This window comes from Paraglaciecola mesophila, assembly GCF_009906955.1.
GTDB classification, from domain to species: domain Bacteria; phylum Pseudomonadota; class Gammaproteobacteria; order Enterobacterales; family Alteromonadaceae; genus Paraglaciecola; species Paraglaciecola mesophila_A.
On record NZ_CP047656.1, the window covers coordinates 1,635,454 to 1,658,349 of the forward strand.

Genomic DNA, 22,896 nt, shown 5'->3' on the forward strand with positions numbered 1-22,896 from the left:
TTTATTTGGTTATGGAAATTTGATTGTAGAAAGGGTTACACACGGTACCCTGCACAAACGAGGTTATTATTTTTACCACAACAAGACCCGCTAATCAAAGTACTTCAAGGGCTTCGCTTAGTCGCGCAACACCGATAATTTCGATGCCATTGACCTTTTGTTTTGGCACATTGGCCTTAGGGACAATTGCCCGTTTGAATCCGTGTTTCGCCGCTTCGCTAATACGCTCTGAGCCATTGGGTACTGGGCGAATTTCTCCCGCTAATCCCACTTCACCAAACGCAATCAGCTGCGCATCTAAGGTCTTATTCCGAAAGCTAGAAACTATTGATAACAACAAAGCCAGATCCGCACTGGTTTCGGTTACCTTTACACCGCCTACCACATTAGCAAATACATCCTGGTCATTCATTTGTACATCACCATGACGATGCAAGACAGCCAATAACATTGCCATACGGTTTTGTTCAAGGCCAACGGCGACACGCCGCGGGTTAGCTGTTTGCGAATAATCCACCAGTGCTTGTATCTCCACTAACAACGGACGTGTTCCCTCCCACACCACCATCACTATGCTACCGGGGGATTGCTCTTCGCCACGGCTCAAAAAGATAGCAGAAGGATTATTAACTTCTTTTAATCCGCGCTCAGTCATACCAAACACACCTAACTCATTGACTGCGCCGAAACGATTTTTCTGGCTTCGCAAAGTGCGGTAACGGCTGTCGCTTTCGCCTTCTAGCATCATTGAACAATCTATACAGTGCTCTAGCACTTTAGGGCCCGCTAAACTGCCATCTTTGGTTACGTGGCCGACTAATAACATAGCAATATGATTTTGTTTGGCGAAACGCGTTAGATAGGCCGCACTTTCCCTGACTTGTGACACACTGCCAGGAGCAGATTGTACATCAGCGACATGCATTACCTGTATCGAGTCAATGACCATAATCTGTGGTTTTAAGCTCAACGCCAGTTCACAGATGGTTTCCACGCTGGTTTCTGCCAACATGTTGAGTTTGTCGTTCGGCAGGTTTAAGCGCTGAGCGCGCATAGCGACCTGTTGCAGTGACTCTTCCCCTGTGACATAAAGTGCATTACGCTCGGTTGCTAACTGACACATCACTTGAAGCAATAGCGTGCTCTTTCCTGCCCCCGGAGAACCCCCGATTAATATGGCACTACCTGGCACAATACCGCCACCTAGCACTCTATCTAGTTCTTTAAAACTTGATGTAAAACGAGGTAATTCGGCGATATCGATACTGTTAAGTGTTTCGATTTTTGCCCCAGTTTGACCAGCGTAGCCACGTAAATTCCGTTCAGGTTGGCTGCGCGCTGGGCTGACAACAAATTCAGTAATGGTGTTCCAAGCATTGCAGTCATTACATTGCCCTTGCCAGCGCGGATATTCTGCGCCACAGTCACTACATACATAGGCGGTTTTACGTTTGGCCATGGTGCTCCACAATTTGGTTACAAAAACAATAAATATAAGAGAGGTTTCTACTTATATTTAATGTAACTAGTATAAAGCCCTCTATATTAGGGGAACCTTGCACATATTGCATTATGAAAACGTCTGCGTGTGCCGATAAGAGTTTATGGCGTTCGTGTTTCACAACAAAAAATAAAGTACTTATTCACTATGAACCAAGATTTTGAACAATATCATGACATTATCGAACAGCTAAAGCCCATGATAAATGAGCCAGAGTTTGGTCAGGTTCTCACACAAGTGGCAGGTTCAGTACCTAAACAAAAACGCTTTTTACTTAAGATGGAGCTCAAGCGTTTAGCGCGGCCTTGTACCCGCTTAATCGATTTACGTGGCTATGTTGATGGCAAATGTAAACTCTATGAATACGAGAATCAGCAGCACTTCTTAGACGACATAGCGATAGAGGTATTTGAGCGCCAAGTGCGCTCTTTTGGAGAGTATTCAGTGGGCGTATACGAGGCCGTAATGAATACTGAAAATAACTACCGCGTCATGCATAAAAAATCGCAACAAGCGTCACAAACCCCACAGCCCGAAGAAGACAACACCCCGGCCAGCCAGCAATACTTAGCGCCTATTATGCCCTTTGGTGAATTTGCTCAGCGCAGTGAAGAGCGCATGAATTACTCCATGAGTGTTGAGCTATTTACTGAAACGAATAAGAGCATGCTAGCAACAACCGTCGACGTATCGCTTAGTGGCTTAAAGCTTAAAATCAGTAAAGAATATCGATTTAAATCAGGTGAGCGCTTAGCTGTTCAATTCCGCGGATTAGAACATGAGTATATGCTGGAAAACCGCCAAGGAGTTCAATACGTCATCGAATCTGTTGAACGTAATGCACAAGACCAACGATTGCACTTAAAGCGATTATTCGACACCCTTTTGCCTAGCTTTGATCGTTTTCTTGAACGCTTTATTCATGGCAACAAGCGCCGTTACAAAGTGAATTTAGACAATACGTTTGACGCCATACATAAGAAAACGTACGAGCAGTATTACATTCCTAATTTCACCTCGATTCCGGTATATATCGAGTCTACAGACGATCAGTTCGTCCCCCGCTATGCCCTAGCAAATGATTGTAACCGTCAGGATATTTTCTATTGGAACAATGAAATTAGCGACCTCAAGTTAGGTTATTTGTTCAGTGATGCCCGCATTAAAAAATGCCTTTCTTATCCTAAGGGCTCACAAGAAACTTACCTCTATGTATTTCACCATATAAAAAATGAAAAGGTATATTTTTACTCAGCTTCCCATGAAGAGTTGGCCGCCAACGCAGGTTTACGTGATTTATATCTGAGTTACGGTTCTCGTAAAATAAGTTGGCGCGTGTATAAATTGCAGATACAAGAGGTTGAACCAAAACAAAGCCATCGCCCTTTATCCATCGCGGATAGCATCAGTGAGTCAGTTAAGCGCCAAAACCAACCGCCGACGCCTCGTCTCATGTCTCGTTTGCGCCATTTAAGTCATATCGCCTTGTTAACCAATGTGACTGATGATGCCAATACCCTCTGCTATCAGAAATTACCCTTAGTGCGCGCCAAACTACCTAGCCTGAAGGTTTTTGGACATCCACGGAATCGCGTACCAGAAAACATCCAAGTATTTCGATTCAAATATGCGAACCAACGCCGTGAAACTCGCTTTATGCTGCGCACCGCAATTGAGCTTAAAGTAGAAGATATGGTTATCGAGGGACACACAGAAGACATTTCCATTCAGGGTATTAAACTTGAACTAAAATCATTTTTTCACAAAAGTACTGATAGTCTGGTAGAAATCAATTTCCCTCAATTACAAAAAGTTACCCGCAAGTATGATTTGAGCAACTTATCCTATACCGTACGCCATATATCAAATGAGCGTAATGTACTTCATCTCAATGTTGTAAACGATGAAAGTAGCACGACGACCAAAGCATTTTTTGATGAGTTAATTAAAAACAATCGCTCTAAACTCAAGGCCTACCGGGATGAAGAAGATATTCCTGGAATAGGTGAAGCGTTGCGGAACATATACGCTAATAATGTACCAAATGTGGCGTTTTTCATTCGCAAAGAAGGCGCAAAATACCTGCCTGACGCCACTGCGACATGGTCTGCACAAACGCGTCTGACCAACTTACTGAGTTTTCAAGCTCCCCCTGGTGAGTTCAATTTACTACCGTTATTCGAAGGTTTTAATGGGCCATTGGACTTTATTCAACATACCCTTAGCCACATTAAGCCCCATCAGCGCCCCATGATGAGCGAGTTATTTGTGGCATTTGATCCTAAAAAAGAGAGTACATCAGAAGCGATAAAAAGTTGCTTTATAGAACAGTTTGCAAATGACGACCAACGCCGACAGTTTATTTCCCAAGCAATTGAGCAAGGCCAGTTTATTGCACTGAAAATATTTATAGCCCGTACCGGCCGGCCTGATATCGACCGCCTACAATCCGAGATTAATTACGTCGGCGTATACGCCGTACACAGGGCCAAACAACTTGAAGAAAAGTTATGGAACGTTAATGGCGTGGGCGATATTTTGGATATAACAGACTTGGTCATGAGTCGTTACCAATTTGATGCGCTAACCATTCACGACAACCGAGAAAGACAACAATATCAAGCGCATAAAAGTATCGAAATTGAGCAATTATTAAATTCAGACTCCCCTTAAATTGAGCGCCCATTGAGGCGCTCTGAGAATACCTTATTTTCGATCGGGGGTGGCTGCTGCCAATACCCAAAGTAAGGAGTCTAACCCTCCGTTTCGAATAGATATATCAGCTTGAGCACGCACTACCGGTTTGGCATGAAACGCCACACCTAGCGCTGCGGCGTTCATCATGACTAAATCATTGGCACCGTCCCCCATGGCAATGGTCTGACAATCCGTGACATCAAATTCATTAGCCATTTCAAGCAAAGTCGCGGCTTTGACCTGAGCATCAACTACGCTCCCAGTTACCTGCCCCGTCAACTTACCATCAACGATTTCAAGTTCATTGGCGACTGCGCCATCAAGCTCTAGTCTATCTGCGAGATATTCCGCAAAGTAAGTAAATCCGCCCGATGCAATCGCCAGTTTCCATTGATGCTGTTTTAAAAAGCGCACCAAATTGAAAACTCCCGGCATGAGCGGCAACGCTCGGCGTACTTGTTGTAATATATCTTCGTTGGCACCTTTTAGGCAGCCAACACGACTGCGTAAACTTTCTTCGAAATCGAGTTTACCTTGCATGGCCTTAGCCGTGACACTTGATACCTCTTCCCCAACGCCAGCGAGTTTTGCAATCTCATCTATGCACTCAACACTGATTACAGTACTGTCCATGTCCATCACTAATAAACCGGGCTCATCAAGGCGAGGCGCACTTGAAAACAAGCATATTTCTACCGCATGTTCATTTGCAATTCGCTCGAGTAGCGGTCTTAAATCTTCAGTGCTTTGACGCTCGACACGCAATACAACGCCGACTCCTGTTAACGGGACATCACGTAATATTTGATAACACAGTACATTGAGCTTATCTGAAAATGCCATAGATACAGCAAAGACCTTAGCTAAGCTCAGACCTTCAGCAAAAATAACGACACTACTGTGCTCAACGCTTAAGTCAAAGCCCTGCAAGCTCAGCTTGCTTGGTGAGAATCCTTCATGGGCCACCGTACTAACGATACGATCATTGATAAAGTGAAACTGATTAAACGTTCGATCGGCAATTAAACGTTCAAGAAAGAGGCTAGATGCCAGTTGTTTAGAGTGCGGACTAAATTCAAACACGTATTTGACCTGAATATTAAGTAGAGGTGAATGTTACCAAAGCCAAAGGTAAATGCCACCCGCATTCATCAGCAAAGCCTACAAGCCTGTGTAATCGGATGACCGACGCGAATGCTCTATACTGCTGGTCTTTACGTGTTCTAGCATAGCCCAGTGTGAAATTTACTTTGGCTATCTCGCTTTAGACGCTTACCATAGTCAATTATCCAAGCTGTTAAGTAACCGAACTGTCACCATGCTCAAGCAACACTCTATTAGCCTGCAGCCACTAGGCGTAATTCGCACTCCGTATCAGCAAAAATTTGCCATTCCTAGGCAGCCTAACCTGGTTGATTCTGCCCATGGCGAAGTCATTTTTAATGATACGTTCAACGACCCAAACATGCTGCGCGGAATAGAACAGTTCAGTCATTTATGGTTGTTATTTCAGTTTCATAAAACGGCCGAGCAAGGCTGGTCCCCTATGGTGCGTCCTCCGCGCCTCGGTGGAAATAAAAAGCAGGGTGTATTGGCCACACGTAGCACCTTTAGGCCAAATAGTATTGGTATGTCGGTTGTGCAATACCACAAAGTGGAACAAAAAGACGGCCAATTAAGCCTGCACGTCAAAGGCGTAGACTTACTTGATGGCACTCCGATAATTGATATAAAACCCTACATTCCTTGGGCTGATAGCATCCCCGTGGCAAGGGGTGGTTTTGCTGCCCAGCCCCCACCAGAAATGGCGGTGTATTTTGAAAGCCAATGTGCAGAGCAATTAGCCTATTGGCAAAGTCGATACCCTATGCTGAGCAAACTTATCGAGCAAGTATTGGCTCAAGATCCACGACCGGCTTATAAAGCCAAGCAAGAAAGCGATGCTCAGTACGGTATGAGCTTATATGATCTGAACATTCGCTGGCGAGTTAATGGGCAAGCCAATTACGTGACAAGTATCGCTCAACACGCGCCGGACAAGATAATTAAAGAATGACGATAAACAGATAAAGTTTAGCAATATTTAACGTTTCGGGCCTTTAGCCCAGCCAAAGTGGCTGGTAGAATAGCCGCCGATTTCTAACCCATACCTAATTGAGAAGCTCACGCCAATGCGCACAAGCCAATATTTATTATCGACCCAAAAAGAAACACCTGCGGATGCAGAAGTCATTAGTCACCAGCTTATGCTACGTGCAGGCTTGGTTCGCAAGCTCGCATCAGGACTTTACACTTGGTTACCCACTGGCTTGCGTGTATTAAATAAAGTCGCTCAGATCGTGCGCGAAGAAATGGATCGAGCAGGCTCATTAGAAATACTCATGCCCGTAGTGCAACCTGCTGATTTATGGCAAGAATCTGGCCGATGGGATGAGTACGGCCCAGAGCTTTTACGGGTAAAAGACCGTCACTTTCGAGATTTTGTGTTAGGCCCAACTCATGAAGAAGTAGTGACTGCCTTGGTCAAAAACGAAGTGAGTAGCTATAAGCAACTACCGTTGAACGTGTATCAGATTCAAACAAAATTCCGTGACGAAGTACGTCCGCGATTTGGTGTAATGCGTGGCCGTGAGTTCACCATGAAAGATGCCTACTCGTTTCATTTAAGTGACGAGTGTTTAAATAAAACCTACGATGAAATGTTTGCCGCATACTGCCGCGTATTCGAGCGTATCAATTTAGAATTCCGTCCGGTGATTGCTGATAACGGCTCTATCGGTGGAAATGCTTCTCACGAATTCCACGTTCTTGCTGAGTCAGGTGAAGACGATATCGCGTTTAGTAACGCTTCAGATTACGCTGCTAACATTGAAAAAGCCGAAGCCATAGCGCCACAAATAGACCGCCCTGCCCCAAGCGCAGAGCTAAGTAAAGTTGCCACGCCAAATGCCAAAACGATTGAGCAAGTCAGTGCACTATTAAACGTTCCTGCACAGCAATCAGTGAAAACGCTTATCGTGCTTGGTGAGGCAGATGATAAGAGTCAACAAGGGCTGGTTGCTCTAGTACTGCGCGGCGATCATCAGCTAAACGAGCTAAAAGCAGAAAAATTAAACGGTGTTTTTGCTCCGCTTACGATGGCCAGCGAAGTACAAATTGAAGAAGCTATTGGTTGCGCTGTTGGCTCAATCGGCCCTGTAGGTTTAAACATTCCTGTCATTGCTGATCACAGTGCAGCGGTATTAGCTGATTTCGTTTGTGGCGCAAATGAAAACGATGTTCACTACACAGGTGCCAACTGGGACCGTGACGCAAAAGAATATCAACAAGCAGACATACGTAATGTGCAAGCGGGTGACCCGTCCCCTGATGGCAAGGGTACACTTGAAATAAAACGCGGTATTGAAGTCGGCCATATATTCCAGCTTGGCAGCAAGTATTCAGAAGCAATGAACTGTGGTGTGCTAGACGAAAACGGCAAACACCAGGTGCTTAACATGGGATGTTATGGCATTGGGGTTTCACGTATTGTTGCAGCGGCTATTGAACAGAATCATGACAAATACGGCATTATTTGGCCAGATGCAATTGCCCCATTCAAAGTGGCAATTGTACCTATGAACATGCATAAGTCTCACCGTATCCAACAAGTTGCTGAGGACATGTACGCCCAGTTAAAAGCTGCGGGAATCGACGTGCTATTCGATGATCGTAAAGAGCGCCCAGGCGTTATGTTCAATGACATGGAATTAGTCGGCGTACCTCACACGATAGTGATTGGTGAGCGTAATCTTGATGAGCAAAAAGTTGAATACAAGAACCGCCGTAGCGGTGAAAAGCAACTGATCGATATAGCGCAGATTGCAGATTTTATCGCCACGCTGTAAATCGACTTTAAGCAAGCCTAGCTATATTGGCCGGCACCGTCGGCCAGTTAGTAATTAAAGCGCATAGATTGCGCTTTTTTCTTGCCCGCAATATACCCGTGTATAAGATTAAGACTTATTGAACGCTCACATTAGTGCTAATCTTTATAGATGCGAAAAGCGTGCTATTAGTTGTGCCACTGAAACACTTTGTACAGCCCTAGCGCCTAATAAATGAGTATTTTAATGGAATTAACCTTTTACGGTGTACGAGGCTCTGTACCCACTCCTGGCGCTGAGTATGTAAAGTATGGTGGTAATACTGCATGTGTCCACATTGAACTAAATGACGGTACTGACATTATTATCGACGCTGGTACAGGTATACGAACGTTAGGACAAAAGCTCGTTAAGAAAGATGGAGATATTCACCTTCTTTTAAGTCACAACCATTGGGATCATATTCAAGGTTTTCCGTTTTTTGCACCTATTTTTCAACCAAAACGTAACATCTACATCACCCCAGGACAAACTACCCTAGGGGAGCACGACAATATTTTAAAGCAAATGAGTGGCAGCTACTTCCCTGTACAATTTGATACCTTGCAATCCTCAATTTCATTAGATGTGAAAGCCGAAAACATTCAACAATGGCGTTTAGGTCCCGCGGAAATCAAGCGTCAAAAAATCAACCATCCAGGCGGTGGCAGCGCCTATAGTATTATCGCTGATGGCAAGAAAATCGTGTACATTACGGATAATGAACTCTACCCCCCGTACAAGAAAAGTACTGACTTTTTAGATTGGGTAGAGTTTGCCCGAGATGCCGATTTAGTCGTGCATGATGCCCAGTATATGTTAGCTGATATGCCCGGCAAAGCTGGTTGGGGGCATTCAGTGGCAGAAGAAGCTGTAAAACTGACGATGGCATGTCGAGCAAAACGCTTGGCCTTATATAGCCATGATCACTCGCGAACTGACGATAACGTTGCCGCGGTAGAAGCGCACTGCCAAGAGTTAGTTGCCATAGCAGAAGCAGATCTTGAATTATTTGCTGCTGCTGAAGGGATGTGCATCGCTTTTTAGAAGAATGAGTAGGACCCAAATTTACCATGCATGAACGTCATCATTATGCGTTGCTTTTATCCGGTGGTGGTGCTCGAGCCGCTTATCAGTTAGGTGTACTCAAGTCGATTAGTAGCTACTTACCTCGAAACCAAGGTATTCCATTTCCTATCGTTTGTGGTAGTTCAGCCGGTGCAATCAATGCCACAGGGCTTGCGTGCTATGCCTCATGCTATCACTTGGGCATACGCAAGTTAGAACATGTTTGGAAGAATTTCACTACCCGTCAAGTCTATGGCAGCGGTATTCGTGATGTATATTCCCATTTAGCACAAAGTTATTTTCGCAGCTTTCAGTCAACCCTTAATCAGAAACAAGCCAGCAGCTTATTAAACAATGCTCCGCTTCGAAAGCTCATTCGTAGTCGCTTAGATTTCAAACGTATCGATAACAATGTTGCAAGAGGTTACTTACGTGCGATAAGCATAAGTGCATCAAGCTACAGCACTCACGATTCAATTAGCTACTTTCAAGGTCATCACGACATCGCTCCTTGGCACAGGCAGCAGCGCCGTGGCATAAAAACCGCATTGCACAGTGAGCACCTCATGGCGTCATCTGCCATCCCGTTAGTCTTTCCTCCGGTTAAGTTAGATGGGGAGTTTTTAGGCGATGGTTCGGTACATCAACTGTCTCCTTTAAGTCCAGCCATTCATCTAGGCGCACAAAAAATCATGGTCATTGGTGTTGAGCAACCCGAAAAAGCCCCCAGGTTCACTCAAGTCGCCCATTACCCAAGTAGTTTAGAAATTGCCGGCCATTTGTTAGACACCATTTTCGCTGATACTTTACGCTCTGATTTAGAACGAATGCAGCGCATTAATCAGACGCTTGAACAGTTAACCCCGCAACAACGCCTGCAGAGTCCGTTAAAAACCATAGATTGCTTGGTTGTCAACCCAAGTATCTCGTTCAACGACATGGCTGCGCGACACTTTCATCAAATGCCGTCTGGGATTAAATCTCTGTTGCGATTAATGGGCTTACATAACAAAGCAGACTCGTCGCTTCTCAGTTATTTAATTTTTGAACAAGAATATTGTAAGGAGTTAATTGCACTTGGGATGAAAGATGGACTCGCCCGAGCAGATGAGATCCGCAGTTTTCTTGGCATTTAAACAAACTCATACAGAAGTGAAAAAAGCACAAAGACTAACCTGGAAAATAACACTATAGCGTTACAAAATCACCACGTCTTTGCCACAGTCATATTGGGTTTGTTCAATTAGGCTACGATCACTGTTTAACCACCCCTGCTTACGCATGACACGTAAATTTTCTGCAAGTTTAGGGGCAAGAGCATGATGTTTTCGATGAATGAAATGATAACCGTAGCGTACAAGTGATGCTTCTAATTTAAAAAAATAAGTGTCTTTGCCCGCTTGGCAAATAATTTGTTTACCTTCAAGTGTGGTGGCTAAAATTGACTGCACCAAACCTTGATCTAATAATTTACCTAAACTTTTTGCTGATGCCACGTACTCACAACTCAGCGCAAATTGTGTGCATATATCTTTTGCTCGCTCAAAGCCTACTAGCATCGCAATTTTTTGTTTTTTTGAAAGATCACATTCAGTTAATTGAACACAGAAAAAACCTGTATTGCCTACACCTATTGGTTCTTCAACCCGAATAAGGTTTGCATAGCGTTGCCCTACAGAGGCAAAACGGTAGGCCTCCGCATCGATCTCCCCTGAATTAACCATAGCTAAACCGCGCTTTGATGGAAGGTAAACCAGGGAAGGATCGATATCGAGATTTTCATACAAACGCTTAAACAAGCGCAGCGTACTTTTTTGCGGTACAGGGCCTGCAGCTTCCGTCACATTAATCGTGAACAGTTGGTGGGCTGAATTTGACTGCACTTGAAGAGAAAAAAGTAGCGTCATTAAAAGTACAACGTACGTCAGTAACATAGGCTTATTCTTATTTATAGTGTGTTAAATGTAGCACGCAAAAATAATCTAAGCAGTACTTTACACTTACACTTTAATCTAATGTAAGAACAGCAAAAGCCCGCAAAAACAGGTTAGTCGTTTTGGGCATCACCACGAAATTTTAGCTGCAACCCTTTTAAAAAGTTTCTCAAGAACTGATCCTGACACTCTCGATAATGGCGATTGCCGGGCTTACGAAACAACGCACTTAATTCATGCTTGGAAAGACGAAAATCACTTTTTTGCATAATTTCTAGAATATCTTCTGCTTGCAGATTAAGTGCAATTTTTAGTTTCATTAAAATGATGTTGTTGGTCAACACTCGCTCTACTGGAGCAGGTGCACCTTCTCGTTTGCCACGTTTTAAGTTAATCAGGCCATTCAAAAACAGCGCAAATTGTAAGTCGGTAATTCGAACAAACTCCGGCTCTTCTTCTTTACGCAACCAACTGTGAAGTTGGGCGGTTGTCGCAGGGTATTCCGCTTGAGCAAATACATCGAGCATTTGCTTATCATTAAAGTCAAAAATATAGCGAATACGACGCATCACATCGTTATTAATCATTTATCATTCCTAGTTGGGCACGGGCTCAAAGTCGTCTTTGAGCGTTGAATGGCGCTATCATACCCATGTTGCCAGTAAAGCACGATCAAAACCGCCCGTTGGCGTAAAAGAATAGGCAGCCTTTATGAAAATAACGTTTGTATAATCACCTTACGGGTATTTTCAGGATCAATAACGGCATCAATCTCAAGCACACTTGCCACTTCTGTGGCTTGACCGTTTGCGTATTGTGTTGCAACAAGTTTTTCGAATAACTGCTGACGCGCATGTGGATCCTCTTGGGCGGCAAGCTCTTTACTAAATCCCAATTTAACCGCTCCTTCTAATCCCATACCGCCAAACTCACCGGTTGGCCATGACAACATATAGTCCGGTTTCATCGTGCTGCCCCCTAACAAAGCCTGTGCACCGAGGCCGTAACATTTGCGGATTGCCACAGCAATTAAAGGGACCGTTAGCTTGGCTCCAGAGGTAAATAATGCCGACAGGCGTCTGACTGCTCCTTGTTGCTCATGCTGGGGACCCACCATAAAACCAGGGGTATCGCATAAGCTTATCAGTGGGATTGAAAACGCATTGCATAGGCGCATAAATTCTGAGGCTTTTTCACCGGCTTCAACGTCTATCGCGCCCCCTAATACCTTACAGTCACTGGCTAAAACCCCCACTGGTTTACCATGAATACGCATAAAGCCAGTAATAATCGCGCCACCAAACTGTCGCTTTAACTCTGTAAAGCTATCTTCATCGCCCAAAATCGCGATTGCTTTTCGTATCTCATACACAAAACGGCGATCATCGGGTAACACCTCTCTTAGCGCTGCTTGCTGAGCGTCTTTCTCTACTTGGTCTTGCGGCGAATATTCAATGGCTCCTTGAAAATACCCTAAACAACGCTTTGCCAATTCAGACGCATGCACTTCGTCATCGGCGACAATATCCACCACCCCATTTGATGCTTGTGTCTCAATGGGTCCTATGTCTTTTGCATTCACTTTGCCAAGACCACCACCTTCAATCATGGCCGGTCCTGCCATACCAATCCAAGACTTTTTCGTTGCGATACGAATATCTGCCGCGCCAAATAATGCCGCGTTACCGGCAAAACAATATCCGTTTGCCACCGCGATGCGTGGCACCACATCACTTAATGCTGCCCAACTGGAAAAAGATGCACACTGCAAACCCGAATTTACAATAGTGATATCAGTATCTCCTGGTCTACCTCCACCGCCTTCAGTAAACATGATAACCGGTAGAGATTGCGCTTGAGCCACGGCTAGAATACGGTCTAACTTTTGATGATGAAAGAAGCCTTGAGTGCCCGCCAGTACGCTGTAATCATTAATCACTAGGGCTGTTTTATAAGCTTGGGTTGATGCAGATACTCCCTCAGGTCGGTTAACCTCGCCCACTCCAGTGATAATGCCATCGGCGGCGGTGGCGGATTGAAGTTGCTGATAATCACGGCGCTGTCTCTGGGCGGCAACAGCAAACTGACCATATTCCATAAATTGCTGAGGATCGCATAATTGAGCAAGGTTTTGCCGCGCACTTCTAAAACCTTGAGCTTGGCGTTTCGCTAATTGGGCGCCGCGCGCATCATCCAAAGTCGTTGCTCGGCGCTCTTTAAACTCATTTAATGCCTTGCCTGTGCTAGACATCACTTGTGCTTCGGTTGCTAAATGGCTTTCATTTTCTATTTCGAGCAACTCTTGTTCGAAATCCACTTCATCATCAACCTTGACCCAAACATGTTTAACCTTGCCAGAATGACTGGCAACAACTGGTAAATCCGTGCCCATAATATGCAAGGTTAAAACGGTTTGCCCTTTGGTGACACTTTGCCCCTGTAAAACAGAGATTTCAGATACAACAGCGATAGAACTAGCAGTGATAATGGTCGAATGAGACATAGTACTTCTTAAAGTTAGTATAAACGTTAATATTAGAGTGAATTAAAAGGAGTCCGTTAATATTGCGAAGAAAAAATGTACCGGTAAATCCCAAGATGTGCTTAGCGAACTCGGTTAATCGCCTTCCAGTAAAAACCGCTCCGCTCTCTCAACACGTCTAGGTTTTCCACTGATCACCAGTACATCACCGATATTTAGTATTGTGTCTGATGGTGGGTTTTCTAATTCAATATTGTCCCTGCGCAGCCCCTTTACCTTGACTCCTGAACGGGTAATATTCAGTTCTGTTAAAGACTTACCTACCGCAAACGCATTGTTTGCAATCACCACAGCATGCATAAACTCCAATTTGTCTTGTTTCTCATAGCTTAATTCCGTGGTTTCGCCAGGAAAGAAGCCATGCATGTTGCCATAGTGCCCTTTGCGCTCTTTACGCACCCGTTTCAAAATGCGTGACATAGGAATACCTGACAAGTGCAACACCTGAGACACTAACATCAAGCTCCCCTCTAGAATTTCAGGTACCACCTGACTGGCGCCTGCACTGTAAAGTTCGCTCATGCGATAGTCTTTACGAGTGCGAACAACGATAGGTAAATCTGGATACAAACTTGAGATAAGCTGAATAACGGCCATCGCTTTATTGTGTTCGTCAAAAGTAATGAGCACGAGTTTCGCTCTTTCTATCCCCACCGCTCTAAGGATATCTTTCTGACGAACATCACCAAAGTAAACCGGTTGACCAGCACTTTGACTTTCGTGTACCCGCACTGGATCGGCGTCAATCACTAGATAGGGGATCGCCTCACTTTTCAGTAACCGGCTAACAGACTGACCTACCCGACCAAAGCCCATAATGATCACATGGTCGTGCATCTGTTCGTGTTGACTGGCAAGGGTTTCACTGGCCTCCAACGCCGGGGTTGGCGCATTGACAATTCGCTTAGCAAAATCAGAGCTTCGGGTCACTAACCAAGGCGTCATGGCCATACTCAAAATACCGATACTGAGAATAAGTGAGCCAACCTGCGTAGACAAAATGTTGTGATCCACTGCCAGAGCGGCGATCACAAAACTAAACTCACCCATTTGGCATAACTTAAAACCTGCTGCCCATGCGTCCTCTTTCGGCACTCCGAACAAGCCGCCTGTTAAACGAATGATGAGCACTTTAATCAGCAACATTGCACCTAAGCCTAACAATGCCCAGTGCCACTGTGCTAATAAATCAGTGAGATTCAGCCGCATACCTATGGTTATAAAAAACAGCCCCATCAAAATATCTCGAAACGGCCGAATATCCGCTTCTAACTGATATTTATATTGACTCTCACCAAGCATCATACCGGCTAAAAATGCCCCTAGCGCCATGGATAAACCGAACGAATATGTCAGCCCAGCAGCCATCAACGCGACCAAAATAGTGGTTAATACAAACAGCTCATCTGTGCGGGTTTGGGCGACTTCGGTAAATACCCTGGGCAGTATCCATTTACCGACAGACATCAGAATAAATACCACTACAATCCCTTTAACAATGGATAAGGAAATGGCCACACTGAGACTTTCACCACCCCCAATGGCTAGAAGCGGCACGACAATTAATAAGGGGACAACGGCTAAATCTTGAAAAAGCAGAATACTTACCGCCATTTGCGCACGAGACGTATTTAAAATACCCATATCATTGGTTTGTTTGATGACAATAGCGGTAGAGGAAAGCGCCACGATACTACCCACAATAATTGCGGATGGCAGGCTAACACCAAGCAACATGCTAATCCCCATAAATGCAACTGTTGTGAGTAGCATTTGACCTAAGCCCACGCCAAATACCATTTGGCGCATAGCAATCATCTTAGGCAAAGAAAACTCTAGCCCCAGAGAAAATAGAAGAAAAACCACCCCGAGCTCAGCGAAAGTTTGCATATCTTCTGGGTGTTCAAATAACGCAAGTAAATCGGGACCGGCAAGAATACCGCAATACAAGTAGGCCAAAATAGGCGGCAAGTTTATGCGCTTAAACAACCACACACTTGCCACGGCGACGGCCATTAATATCACTATATTTGAAAAAATCCCATGCATTACAAGGGTTACCACCTTTTATCTAATAAATTCCATTTTTGGGCACGAATACTGCTTAGTTTAAGCATTATCGTAAAACAGAGTGCTATTTATAGCGAGTTCGCCAATTTTTTGGCAGGAGTCATAGGTGGAGCAACTTAATCAGCTTTATGAACAACACGTGGGCGAAAATGTATTTAATCCAGGACACTACGCCCCGGTTTTAAATCAACATGAACTCAGTGCTTTCTTTCAAAAATGGTTAACCACGATTGACCTGACCGTACTTAGCGAGCTATTTTTTCAGCAACTTCAAAATACGTTACCCCTGTGTGGCTTAAAAATCCAGTGTAATCACAACGACATTCACTATGGAGAGATAGCAAAGAGTCGACATCATAAACACTTAGCTGTGCGTCAAGATGAAAAGCAAATTGCGATGATTCACTACGCATTTTCTCGAACGTTGGCCATGCGTGAATGGCAAATTGTCCAGCAATTGCACATGTTATTTAAAAACCCGTTAAAAAACGGTTTAGAATATGAGCGCATAAAACTTGCGGCGACCAGAGATAACTTAACATCACTGAGAAACCGCAGCAGTTTTAATGACACCATGCATCGCTTATTTAGCCATGCAAAACGCCAACCCAGCCAATTTGCCCTTTTGGTTATCGACCTTAATAAATTTAAACAAGTGAACGATCAATACGGCCATTCACATGGTGATAAAATACTTATCACCTGCGCCGACACGATTTCAACCTGTTTGCGTGACACTGATTATGCTTTTCGCTATGGCGGAGACGAATTCTGTTGCCTGCTCACCGACACCTGCATTGATTCATGTGAACAAATAGTTCAGCGAATTCAACAGGCGTTCAAGCAAAATCACTTTCTCGCCCAGCATGATATTGGCTGCAGTATTGGCAGTGCTATCTATCATCAGGAAGACACAGAACACAGCTTATTTATGCGCGCAGATGCTGCCATGTATCGCAATAAAAAGTAATCCATGCTTCCACTTTCGTTATTAAAGAGGCTGAGCAGAATGAGAGCCAATTCGGTTGTCAAATAGGTATCTATATTAAAAAGTGATTGAGCTTATCCATCGTTCAATATAACGTTGTGTCATAACAACAAGATACCTATAAACACGGTTAGATGGATTTAGTGTGATTAAGATACCAGCTCAGGCGCCCATCAGTGAGCTACATGTGCTAGTTATTGATGGCCAATCTTTAGTGCAAGACACCATTAAGTCAGCCTTTCTTGAAGTAGGTATCGAAAACGTGCGTTGTGCGCAAAATGCGTTTTACGCTATTCGCCTGTGTGAGCACATCCGTTTTGACATGATCTTAGTGGCGTTTGATGTTCGCAGTGACAAAGATGGTTTTAGCCTACTTGAAGAAATGCGTTTCAAAGGGTTTATTGCAAAAACCACCAGCGTCATTTTTCTCAGCGCTGATACGAGTCCTGAATTGGTGAATTGTGTCATTGAGCTTCAGCCCGACGATTTCTGGGTTAAGCCGTTGGACAAATATCGCGTCGCTCAGCGCATTAATCATATTTTAAAGATTAAAAGTCAATTGTATCGTTTGAACTACTGCTTCGATAATCAAGAATACCCAAGCGCTATTTACCTAGCACAACGTCAACTTGAAGATGAGTCACTTGCCCAATATCGACCGCAAATTAACCGTTTGATCGGTCGCTGTTTAGTTAACTTGCAAGAATATGCTGACGCAGAAGCGTTTTACCGCTCATTGCTCAAAGAATGTGACTACGGTTGGGTGGCAGTAGGGTTACTCAGAAGCTTATTACAGCAAGGTAAGAAAATGGAAGCACAAGCGCTTGCAGATGATTTATTAGAACGTGACGATACCCGCTTTGCCACATACGATACCCTCACAGAATACTACATTAACCAAGAAGACTATGAGAAAGGGTATGAGCTTATCAAAGAAGCCAGCAAGCTAGCCCCGCGAAACATTCAGCGACACCGAAAAGCATGGGATCTTGCCCGCCTAAACCACGATCCTATGGGGCAATATCTGGCCACTCAAAATATGGCCAAATATGCTAAAAACTCAATTCATGATAGTCCTGAGCTTGTTCTTAATGTGATACGTGCTGGCATAGATTTAGCCAGCACAGTTTCAAACTCACAAGCGAAGAACTTGCTAGCAGAGACCGAGCGTAAACTGCTCAAGGTCCAGCAAGACTTTGCTCATATCAATGACTTTAAAAATCAATTAATTGTTATCCAAGCGCGGCTATTAAGCTTAAAAGATAAAAAGAAGCAAGCGGAAGAACTGATGCAACTTCAAGCTCAGGTCAACAGCTGGCACTCAGTTGAAGACAACTTGGATAAGGTCAAAGCTTTTCATGAAATTGGTCAGCGGGAGCAATCGTTAGCGATTCTTGAGCGTATGAAAGAACAAATCAATGGCAATGAGTTTACAAACCAAGTCATGGCTGAATATTTAGAGCAAGAACAATTTGAACGTTCAGAGATTCACCACAATCCCAAGGAATTGGCCGAAATGGCCTCAGTACACTACAAAAACAAGCGCTTTTCCCCAGCCTATAAGCTACTTACTCAAGCGCTACAGTTATCCCCAAAAAACACCAATATTGGCCTAAGCTTGCTAAAAGTACTGGCTCGCTTAGCACAGGATGATGGCTTAAACGAAGAGCAGGAAAGTGGCTTAAAGCATTGCAAAACCCTATTAAAAACGGCCAACTTAAGTACACAGCAAAAAATTAAGCAAGCGCAATATATTGATTCAATAAAGCAACATCAGGCAACGCGTCATTAAATACAACATGCTAATGGCGCTCCAAATATAAACCCTTTCGTTGCCAGCCAAAAGGAGATTACTATCCTGCTCACTAACAAGAATTCACCTGCGTACTTCGCAAACCGTCTATAGTATGACGATAATTTCTCAAACTGCGTCCTTGGAAATGCTGTTAGCGGTCGTCGATAATGGAGGATTTAGCGCAGCGGCCAAACAACTCGACACTCAAGTTGCTCGCGTGTCGCGCGCTATTGCAAAGTTAGAGCAAGATCTTGATTGCACCTTATTAAATCGCACCACAAGGCGCGTGGAGCTCACCCAAGAAGGGCTTCTTTTTATCAACGATGTACGTGCCAGTCTACAACAGCTCAACTACGCAGAATCTAGGTTACGTGAACTCAAACAAACGCCCACAGGCACGTTAAGGGTCGATGCAGCCTCTCCTTTCATGCTCCACCAATTAACCCCATTGATAGCAGGTTTTCTAGAAGCTTATCCCCTGATCGAACTGGAGTTAATTTCCAATGAAAGCATCATTGATTTAATTGAGAAACGTACTGATGTCGCTATTCGCATAGGCCAACTGGAAGACTCGAACTTACACGCTAGGCTATTAGGAAGCAGTCAGTTGCATTTAGTCGCCAGCCCAGCATACTTGCAGAGGTTATCCCCCCCGATTAGCTTAGAAACACTCGCGGAATGCAGCATTATCGGCTTTGCCCATTCAGCTAATCTGAACAACTGGCCATTGAAATACACTTTACCCAAACCACTCAAACCCAACATTTTAGGTAGCAGTGGTGAAACTATTCGTCAACTGTGCATACAAGGTAACGGCGTTGCGTTGTTGTCCGATTTTATGATCGCAAAGGACGTACGTGAAGGGAGACTGGTTAAAGTACTCCAAGGAAGTGTGATTAGCCCACACCCAAGAGAGCAAATAAACGCCGTATATTATAAAAACACCTCGTTATCTTCTCGTATCAGCGCATTTTTGGATTATATACAAGACAAACTCACCCTCTAAAATAACGCCTAGTGCTTATCGAAAAAGTCTTTATTGCGTATATATTTGTGCATATAGTGATATGAAATAGGTGAAATAAGCCAGCTAGTGAGCGTTTTGTATAAACGCACAGATGGCCGTATATTTTCGTAAATTCGTTCATTATGCAGCCAAAGATTACGCCCCACATGTTTGAATATACCCGGCAAAGGGGGTAAAAAGGTAATAATGTCTAAATCGCAGCAGATACGATAAGTGCGTCGGTGTAGCGTGTAGTGTTTGTAAAAGCTCCTAAATCCTGTGGATGGCTGACCAAAGGTCACTACCCTGCGCACTGGGGTATCAAACCGTCTTTCTAACCAATCAGCGGTCAAAATAGCCATAGCACCGCCAGATGAGTGGCCTGTCAAACTAATTCGCTTTCCTCTCGCTATCAAAGGGGCTAACACTTTTTCAATCTGCTGATAGATACTCAGCGCTTCATCTTCAGGCTCTGCCCCCGCAACCTTTTGATTAAGCAACCTGTCGTAACCAAAGTGAATGTAATACACGGTATTTCCGAAACGCTTACGCTTAGGAATACAACACAAGTTAGTTAACCAGTCACTCAATACTTGAGAGCCGCGAAATACGACTATCACCTCTTTCTTTTTTTCTTGCCATAATATACGCGCTAAAACATGACCTTGGCGATTTCTGATTGCCACGTGCCCGTGCACTGAGAACCCGAGGTCTACATGATCAAAGGTTTTTGGATAGGCTAATTTGCATAACACTGCATAGCGTTCATATTGGTAGCGTTTGAGTTTTTTCAAGTAACGAAAAAGAGGTAGTCAGTCAATGCTTGCAGGCTACTGATGTTTTATGACACTCCCGTGACTAACGTGGCAGAATATTGTTAAATCTTGTTACGACTCCTTACTCGCCTGCTGACGGATGATGACATAAGCCATACGCGAAGCCTCCTCGTGCGCGTAAATCCGCACTGTATTGACTCGGGACAAACTCGCCTTTTCGTAACAATCCTAGTATCTGTTCATTCTGACAGATAACCGCAATATGACTACGCTCCCAAGGTGGAACACCCCACCGCTTATACCATTGTTTAAGAGGTTTAGAGTGCGGTGAATTTTGCGGGGTAAAGCGCCGTGAAAAACCGCCAAAAGAGAGTGAAACTTGGCCAAGCTCTGGGCTATCAATAGCTAAGAATGACTTATCGCCCCCCCAATTTTGTACTCTAACCAGTTCAACACTCCCTAATGACAGGGGGAGTTCGCATGTCTTCGATGAGTTTAGCGTTGTGCTATGTGACTTAACGTCTTTGGGCACTGTAATCACATACAAGGCGTCTTCAAACCGCCTGAGCTGCCAACTTTGCCATTGGATAATTGGGTTTGCATCTTCGGCTGCCAGCAATAACTCATTGCTCATCTGGGTCAATATTGCTTGGCTGGGGCTTAGAATATTTTGCTCGTCTAGCCATAAACGCACCACTTGTATCCGCCACGCATCGGTCAGCGCCAAAAGCCCTTTAACACATAAGGTGTTATTAGGTTTTCGTAACGGCTGTAACTTTTCAAGGGACACCTCATCTAATAAAGCTTGTTGCTGTGCACAAAGCTGGGCACTGCGTGATACAGATTGCGCAATATGCGGCCAACGCTCATTAAGCAAAGGGGCAACATCACGGCGGATAAAGTTGCGCTCAAAATCAGTATTCTGATTAGACTCATCTTCTTGCCACACAAGGGATTGCTCATTAGCGTAGTGCTGGATTTGCTGCTGGCTAATATCCAACAGAGGTCTAAAAAAGTGAACATGTTGCTGCGTGCCACCCAGTTTAGCTTTTGTAAAATAAGAGTCCATTCCGCTCAACCCTTTTGGCCCCGCACCTCTTTTTAATTGTAGCAACACGGTTTCTAACTGATCGTCTTGATGCTGAGCAAGCATAACAACGCTGTCTGCAGGCGCCATTTCAATGAGTTTGGCATAACGCGCATCCCGTGCTTGGGCTTCGATCCCTTTGCCATTTGAAAAGTCGAGGGACACCCTAGCGCTGACGAATTCTATTTTGAGCTTTTGACATACATCAGAGCAATGTTGCTGCCACAGACTGGCATTCTCACTCAGGCCATGATGTATATATATAGCACTTAGGGTAAATGATGTTCTGCGTTGCTGCTGTAATTGCCACAAGGCATGCAATAGAACATGAGAATCAATACCGGCACTGTAAGCAACAACAAAATGTAATGAAGATGATAAAGAAGGATTGAGCGTGGCTATTTGTTGTTCTAAATGATCGAGTAAAGACATAGTGGCCAACAACGGGTTGCAATGACGCAAGCGCATTAACGTGAGAGCTAACGCGCAAAAACTGACACTGCCTGCGTAACAGGCAGCGAATCAGTGTTTAACAGTAACCAAACGACATAAGGCGTTCATATCGCTGATCGAGTAACTCTTCAACAGACAAGCTTTTTAACTGTGCAAGTTGCTGTTTAACAGTGGCTTTTAAGTTCGCTGCAGCGATGTCATGATCACGATGGGCACCGCCAAGAGGTTCTTCAACGATCGTATTGATCAACCCTAATTCCTTAATTTGTCCCGCAGCGACTCCCATTGCCTCCGCTGCCAGCGGGGCTTTTTCAGCGCTTTTCCAAAGTATTGATGCACAGCCCTCAGGTGAGATAACAGAATAAGTACTGTATTGCATCATATTGACGCGATCGCCCACCCCAATGGCCAATGCACCACCAGAACCACCTTCACCGATAACGGTGCAAATGATAGGCACTTTCAGCCCTGCCATCACTTTCAAATTACGAGCAATGGCTTCACTTTGACCACGCTCTTCAGCGCCAACTCCAGGGTAAGCTCCTGGCGTGTCAATAAAGGTAATGATAGGCAAGCTAAAGCGCTCCGCCATTTCCATTAAACGCAGTGCTTTTCGGTACCCTTCTGGCTTTGGCATACCGAAGTTACGTTTTACCTTTTCTTTAGTGTCGCGACCTTTTTGGTGACCAATCACCATAATGGGTTGCTCGTCTAACATCGCTATGCCACCGACTATCGCTTTGTCATCGGCAAACGCTCGATCACCTGCCAACTCATCAAACTCGCTAAAAATACGCGGGATATAATCCAAGGTATAAGGACGCATCGGATGACGCGCAAGTTGCGAGACTTGCCAAGCACCTAAATCGGCGAATATTTTTTTGCTCATTTCCGCGCTTTTTTCACGCAGTTTTGTGATTTCTTCTTCGATACTAATATCGAACTCACCGCCTTGATTCACCAAACGCAATCCTTCAATTTTCGCTTCAAGATCGGCGATTGGTTTTTCGAAATCCAAAAAGTTCAAGCTCATTCCACACCTAATTTGTTTATTCGTGAACAGACGTTATATCT

17 protein-coding genes are annotated in these 22,896 nt (G+C 44.3%); 8 read left to right on the forward strand and 9 right to left on the reverse strand.

The features are described 5' to 3' along the window. Positions 1–94: 94 nt before the first annotated feature. Entirely contained in the window at positions 95–1,459 is a 1,365-nt protein-coding gene (gene radA / locus FX988_RS07025; protein WP_160178962.1) for a DNA repair protein RadA, read from the reverse strand. A gap of 189 nt (positions 1,460–1,648) precedes the next feature. Between radA and FX988_RS07030 the strand changes: the two genes are divergently transcribed. Next, entirely contained in the window at positions 1,649–4,174 is a 2,526-nt protein-coding gene (locus FX988_RS07030) for a PilZ domain-containing protein (protein WP_160178963.1), read from the forward strand. 33 nt (positions 4,175–4,207) lie between these two features. Here the strand turns inward: FX988_RS07030 and serB are convergent, their stop codons facing one another. Then, the gene (serB, locus tag FX988_RS07035; protein WP_160178964.1) at positions 4,208–5,281 is read right to left on the reverse strand and encodes a phosphoserine phosphatase SerB; all 1,074 of its coding nucleotides are present in this window, start codon (positions 5,279–5,281) and stop codon (positions 4,208–4,210) included. Positions 5,282–5,516: 235 nt separating this feature from the next. On the opposite strand from serB, the gene tsaA reads away from it, so the two are divergent. The 4 genes from tsaA to FX988_RS07055 all read left to right on the forward strand — a co-directional run bounded on the left by tsaA (position 5,517) and on the right by FX988_RS07055 (position 10,307). Beyond that, positions 5,517–6,254, forward strand: a complete 738-nt coding sequence (tsaA, locus tag FX988_RS07040; RefSeq protein ID WP_160178965.1) for a tRNA (N6-threonylcarbamoyladenosine(37)-N6)-methyltransferase TrmO — start codon at positions 5,517–5,519, stop codon at positions 6,252–6,254. Between the two features lie 115 nt (positions 6,255–6,369). Continuing rightward, a complete protein-coding gene (locus FX988_RS07045) occupies positions 6,370–8,085 on the forward strand; it encodes a proline--tRNA ligase (protein ID WP_160178966.1) in 1,716 nt (571 codons plus the stop codon). 225 nt (positions 8,086–8,310) lie between these two features. After that, on the forward strand, positions 8,311–9,150 hold the full coding sequence (locus FX988_RS07050; protein ID WP_160178967.1) for an MBL fold metallo-hydrolase: 840 nt from the start codon (positions 8,311–8,313) through the stop codon (positions 9,148–9,150). Positions 9,151–9,176: 26 nt separating this feature from the next. Beyond that, positions 9,177–10,307: a patatin-like phospholipase family protein gene (locus FX988_RS07055; protein ID WP_160178968.1), complete on the forward strand. Its 1,131-nt coding sequence runs from the start codon at positions 9,177–9,179 to the stop codon at positions 10,305–10,307. A gap of 60 nt (positions 10,308–10,367) precedes the next feature. Here the strand turns inward: FX988_RS07055 and FX988_RS07060 are convergent, their stop codons facing one another. The 4 genes from FX988_RS07060 to FX988_RS07075 all read right to left on the reverse strand — a co-directional run bounded on the left by FX988_RS07060 (position 10,368) and on the right by FX988_RS07075 (position 15,696). Continuing rightward, a complete protein-coding gene (locus tag FX988_RS07060; RefSeq protein ID WP_160178969.1) occupies positions 10,368–11,105 on the reverse strand; it encodes a hypothetical protein in 738 nt (245 codons plus the stop codon). A 113-nt stretch (positions 11,106–11,218) separates the two neighbouring features. Next, on the reverse strand, positions 11,219–11,692 hold the full coding sequence (locus tag FX988_RS07065) for a DUF1456 family protein (protein ID WP_160178970.1): 474 nt from the start codon (positions 11,690–11,692) through the stop codon (positions 11,219–11,221). A 122-nt stretch (positions 11,693–11,814) separates the two neighbouring features. Then, complete coding sequence (locus FX988_RS07070) at positions 11,815–13,608, reverse strand: carboxyl transferase domain-containing protein (RefSeq protein WP_160178971.1); 1,794 nt, start codon at positions 13,606–13,608, stop codon at positions 11,815–11,817. Positions 13,609–13,722: 114 nt separating this feature from the next. Continuing rightward, a complete protein-coding gene (locus FX988_RS07075; protein WP_160178972.1) occupies positions 13,723–15,696 on the reverse strand; it encodes a cation:proton antiporter in 1,974 nt (657 codons plus the stop codon). A gap of 127 nt (positions 15,697–15,823) precedes the next feature. On the opposite strand from FX988_RS07075, the gene FX988_RS07080 reads away from it, so the two are divergent. The 3 genes from FX988_RS07080 (at position 15,824) to FX988_RS07090 (ending at position 19,506) form a co-directional block, all read left to right on the forward strand. Beyond that, positions 15,824–16,687: a GGDEF domain-containing protein gene (locus FX988_RS07080; RefSeq protein ID WP_160178973.1), complete on the forward strand. Its 864-nt coding sequence runs from the start codon at positions 15,824–15,826 to the stop codon at positions 16,685–16,687. Positions 16,688–16,850: 163 nt separating this feature from the next. Continuing rightward, positions 16,851–18,497 carry a response regulator gene (locus FX988_RS07085; RefSeq protein WP_254700744.1) on the forward strand — a complete coding sequence of 549 codons (1,647 nt, stop codon included), beginning with the start codon at positions 16,851–16,853 and terminating at the stop codon, positions 18,495–18,497. A 115-nt stretch (positions 18,498–18,612) separates the two neighbouring features. Next, positions 18,613–19,506, forward strand: a complete 894-nt coding sequence (locus FX988_RS07090; RefSeq protein ID WP_160178974.1) for a LysR family transcriptional regulator — start codon at positions 18,613–18,615, stop codon at positions 19,504–19,506. An 8-nt stretch (positions 19,507–19,514) separates the two neighbouring features. Here the strand turns inward: FX988_RS07090 and FX988_RS07095 are convergent, their stop codons facing one another. The 3 genes from FX988_RS07095 to accA form a co-directional block, all read right to left on the reverse strand. After that, positions 19,515–20,300 carry a lipase family protein gene (locus FX988_RS07095; protein ID WP_160178975.1) on the reverse strand — a complete coding sequence of 262 codons (786 nt, stop codon included), beginning with the start codon at positions 20,298–20,300 and terminating at the stop codon, positions 19,515–19,517. A 103-nt stretch (positions 20,301–20,403) separates the two neighbouring features. Then, on the reverse strand, positions 20,404–21,801 hold the full coding sequence (gene tilS, locus FX988_RS07100; protein WP_160178976.1) for a tRNA lysidine(34) synthetase TilS: 1,398 nt from the start codon (positions 21,799–21,801) through the stop codon (positions 20,404–20,406). Between the two features lie 97 nt (positions 21,802–21,898). Further along, entirely contained in the window at positions 21,899–22,855 is a 957-nt protein-coding gene (gene accA / locus FX988_RS07105) for an acetyl-CoA carboxylase carboxyl transferase subunit alpha (protein ID WP_160178977.1), read from the reverse strand. Positions 22,856–22,896: the final 41 nt, after the last annotated feature.

Excerpts from the sequence above, each read along its gene's own strand:
- FX988_RS07060 (WP_160178969.1), bottom strand. The coding sequence starts at position 11,105 with ATGTTACTGACGTACGTTGTACTTTTAATGACGCTACTTTTTTCTCTT.
- FX988_RS07070 (WP_160178971.1), bottom strand. The coding sequence starts at position 13,608 with ATGTCTCATTCGACCATTATCACTGCTAGTTCTATCGCTGTTGTATCT.
- FX988_RS07075 (WP_160178972.1), bottom strand. The coding sequence starts at position 15,696 with ATGCATGGGATTTTTTCAAATATAGTGATATTAATGGCCGTCGCCGTG.
- radA (WP_160178962.1), bottom strand. The coding sequence starts at position 1,459 with ATGGCCAAACGTAAAACCGCCTATGTATGTAGTGACTGTGGCGCAGAA.
- FX988_RS07090 (WP_160178974.1), top strand. The coding sequence starts at position 18,613 with ATGACGATAATTTCTCAAACTGCGTCCTTGGAAATGCTGTTAGCGGTC.
- tsaA (WP_160178965.1), top strand. The coding sequence starts at position 5,517 with ATGCTCAAGCAACACTCTATTAGCCTGCAGCCACTAGGCGTAATTCGC.
- FX988_RS07030 (WP_160178963.1), top strand. The coding sequence starts at position 1,649 with ATGAACCAAGATTTTGAACAATATCATGACATTATCGAACAGCTAAAG.
- FX988_RS07045 (WP_160178966.1), top strand. The coding sequence starts at position 6,370 with ATGCGCACAAGCCAATATTTATTATCGACCCAAAAAGAAACACCTGCG.
- FX988_RS07050 (WP_160178967.1), top strand. The coding sequence starts at position 8,311 with ATGGAATTAACCTTTTACGGTGTACGAGGCTCTGTACCCACTCCTGGC.
- accA (WP_160178977.1), bottom strand. The coding sequence starts at position 22,855 with ATGAGCTTGAACTTTTTGGATTTCGAAAAACCAATCGCCGATCTTGAA.
- FX988_RS07065 (WP_160178970.1), bottom strand. The coding sequence starts at position 11,692 with ATGATTAATAACGATGTGATGCGTCGTATTCGCTATATTTTTGACTTT.
- tilS (WP_160178976.1), bottom strand. The coding sequence starts at position 21,801 with ATGTCTTTACTCGATCATTTAGAACAACAAATAGCCACGCTCAATCCT.
- FX988_RS07055 (WP_160178968.1), top strand. The coding sequence starts at position 9,177 with ATGCATGAACGTCATCATTATGCGTTGCTTTTATCCGGTGGTGGTGCT.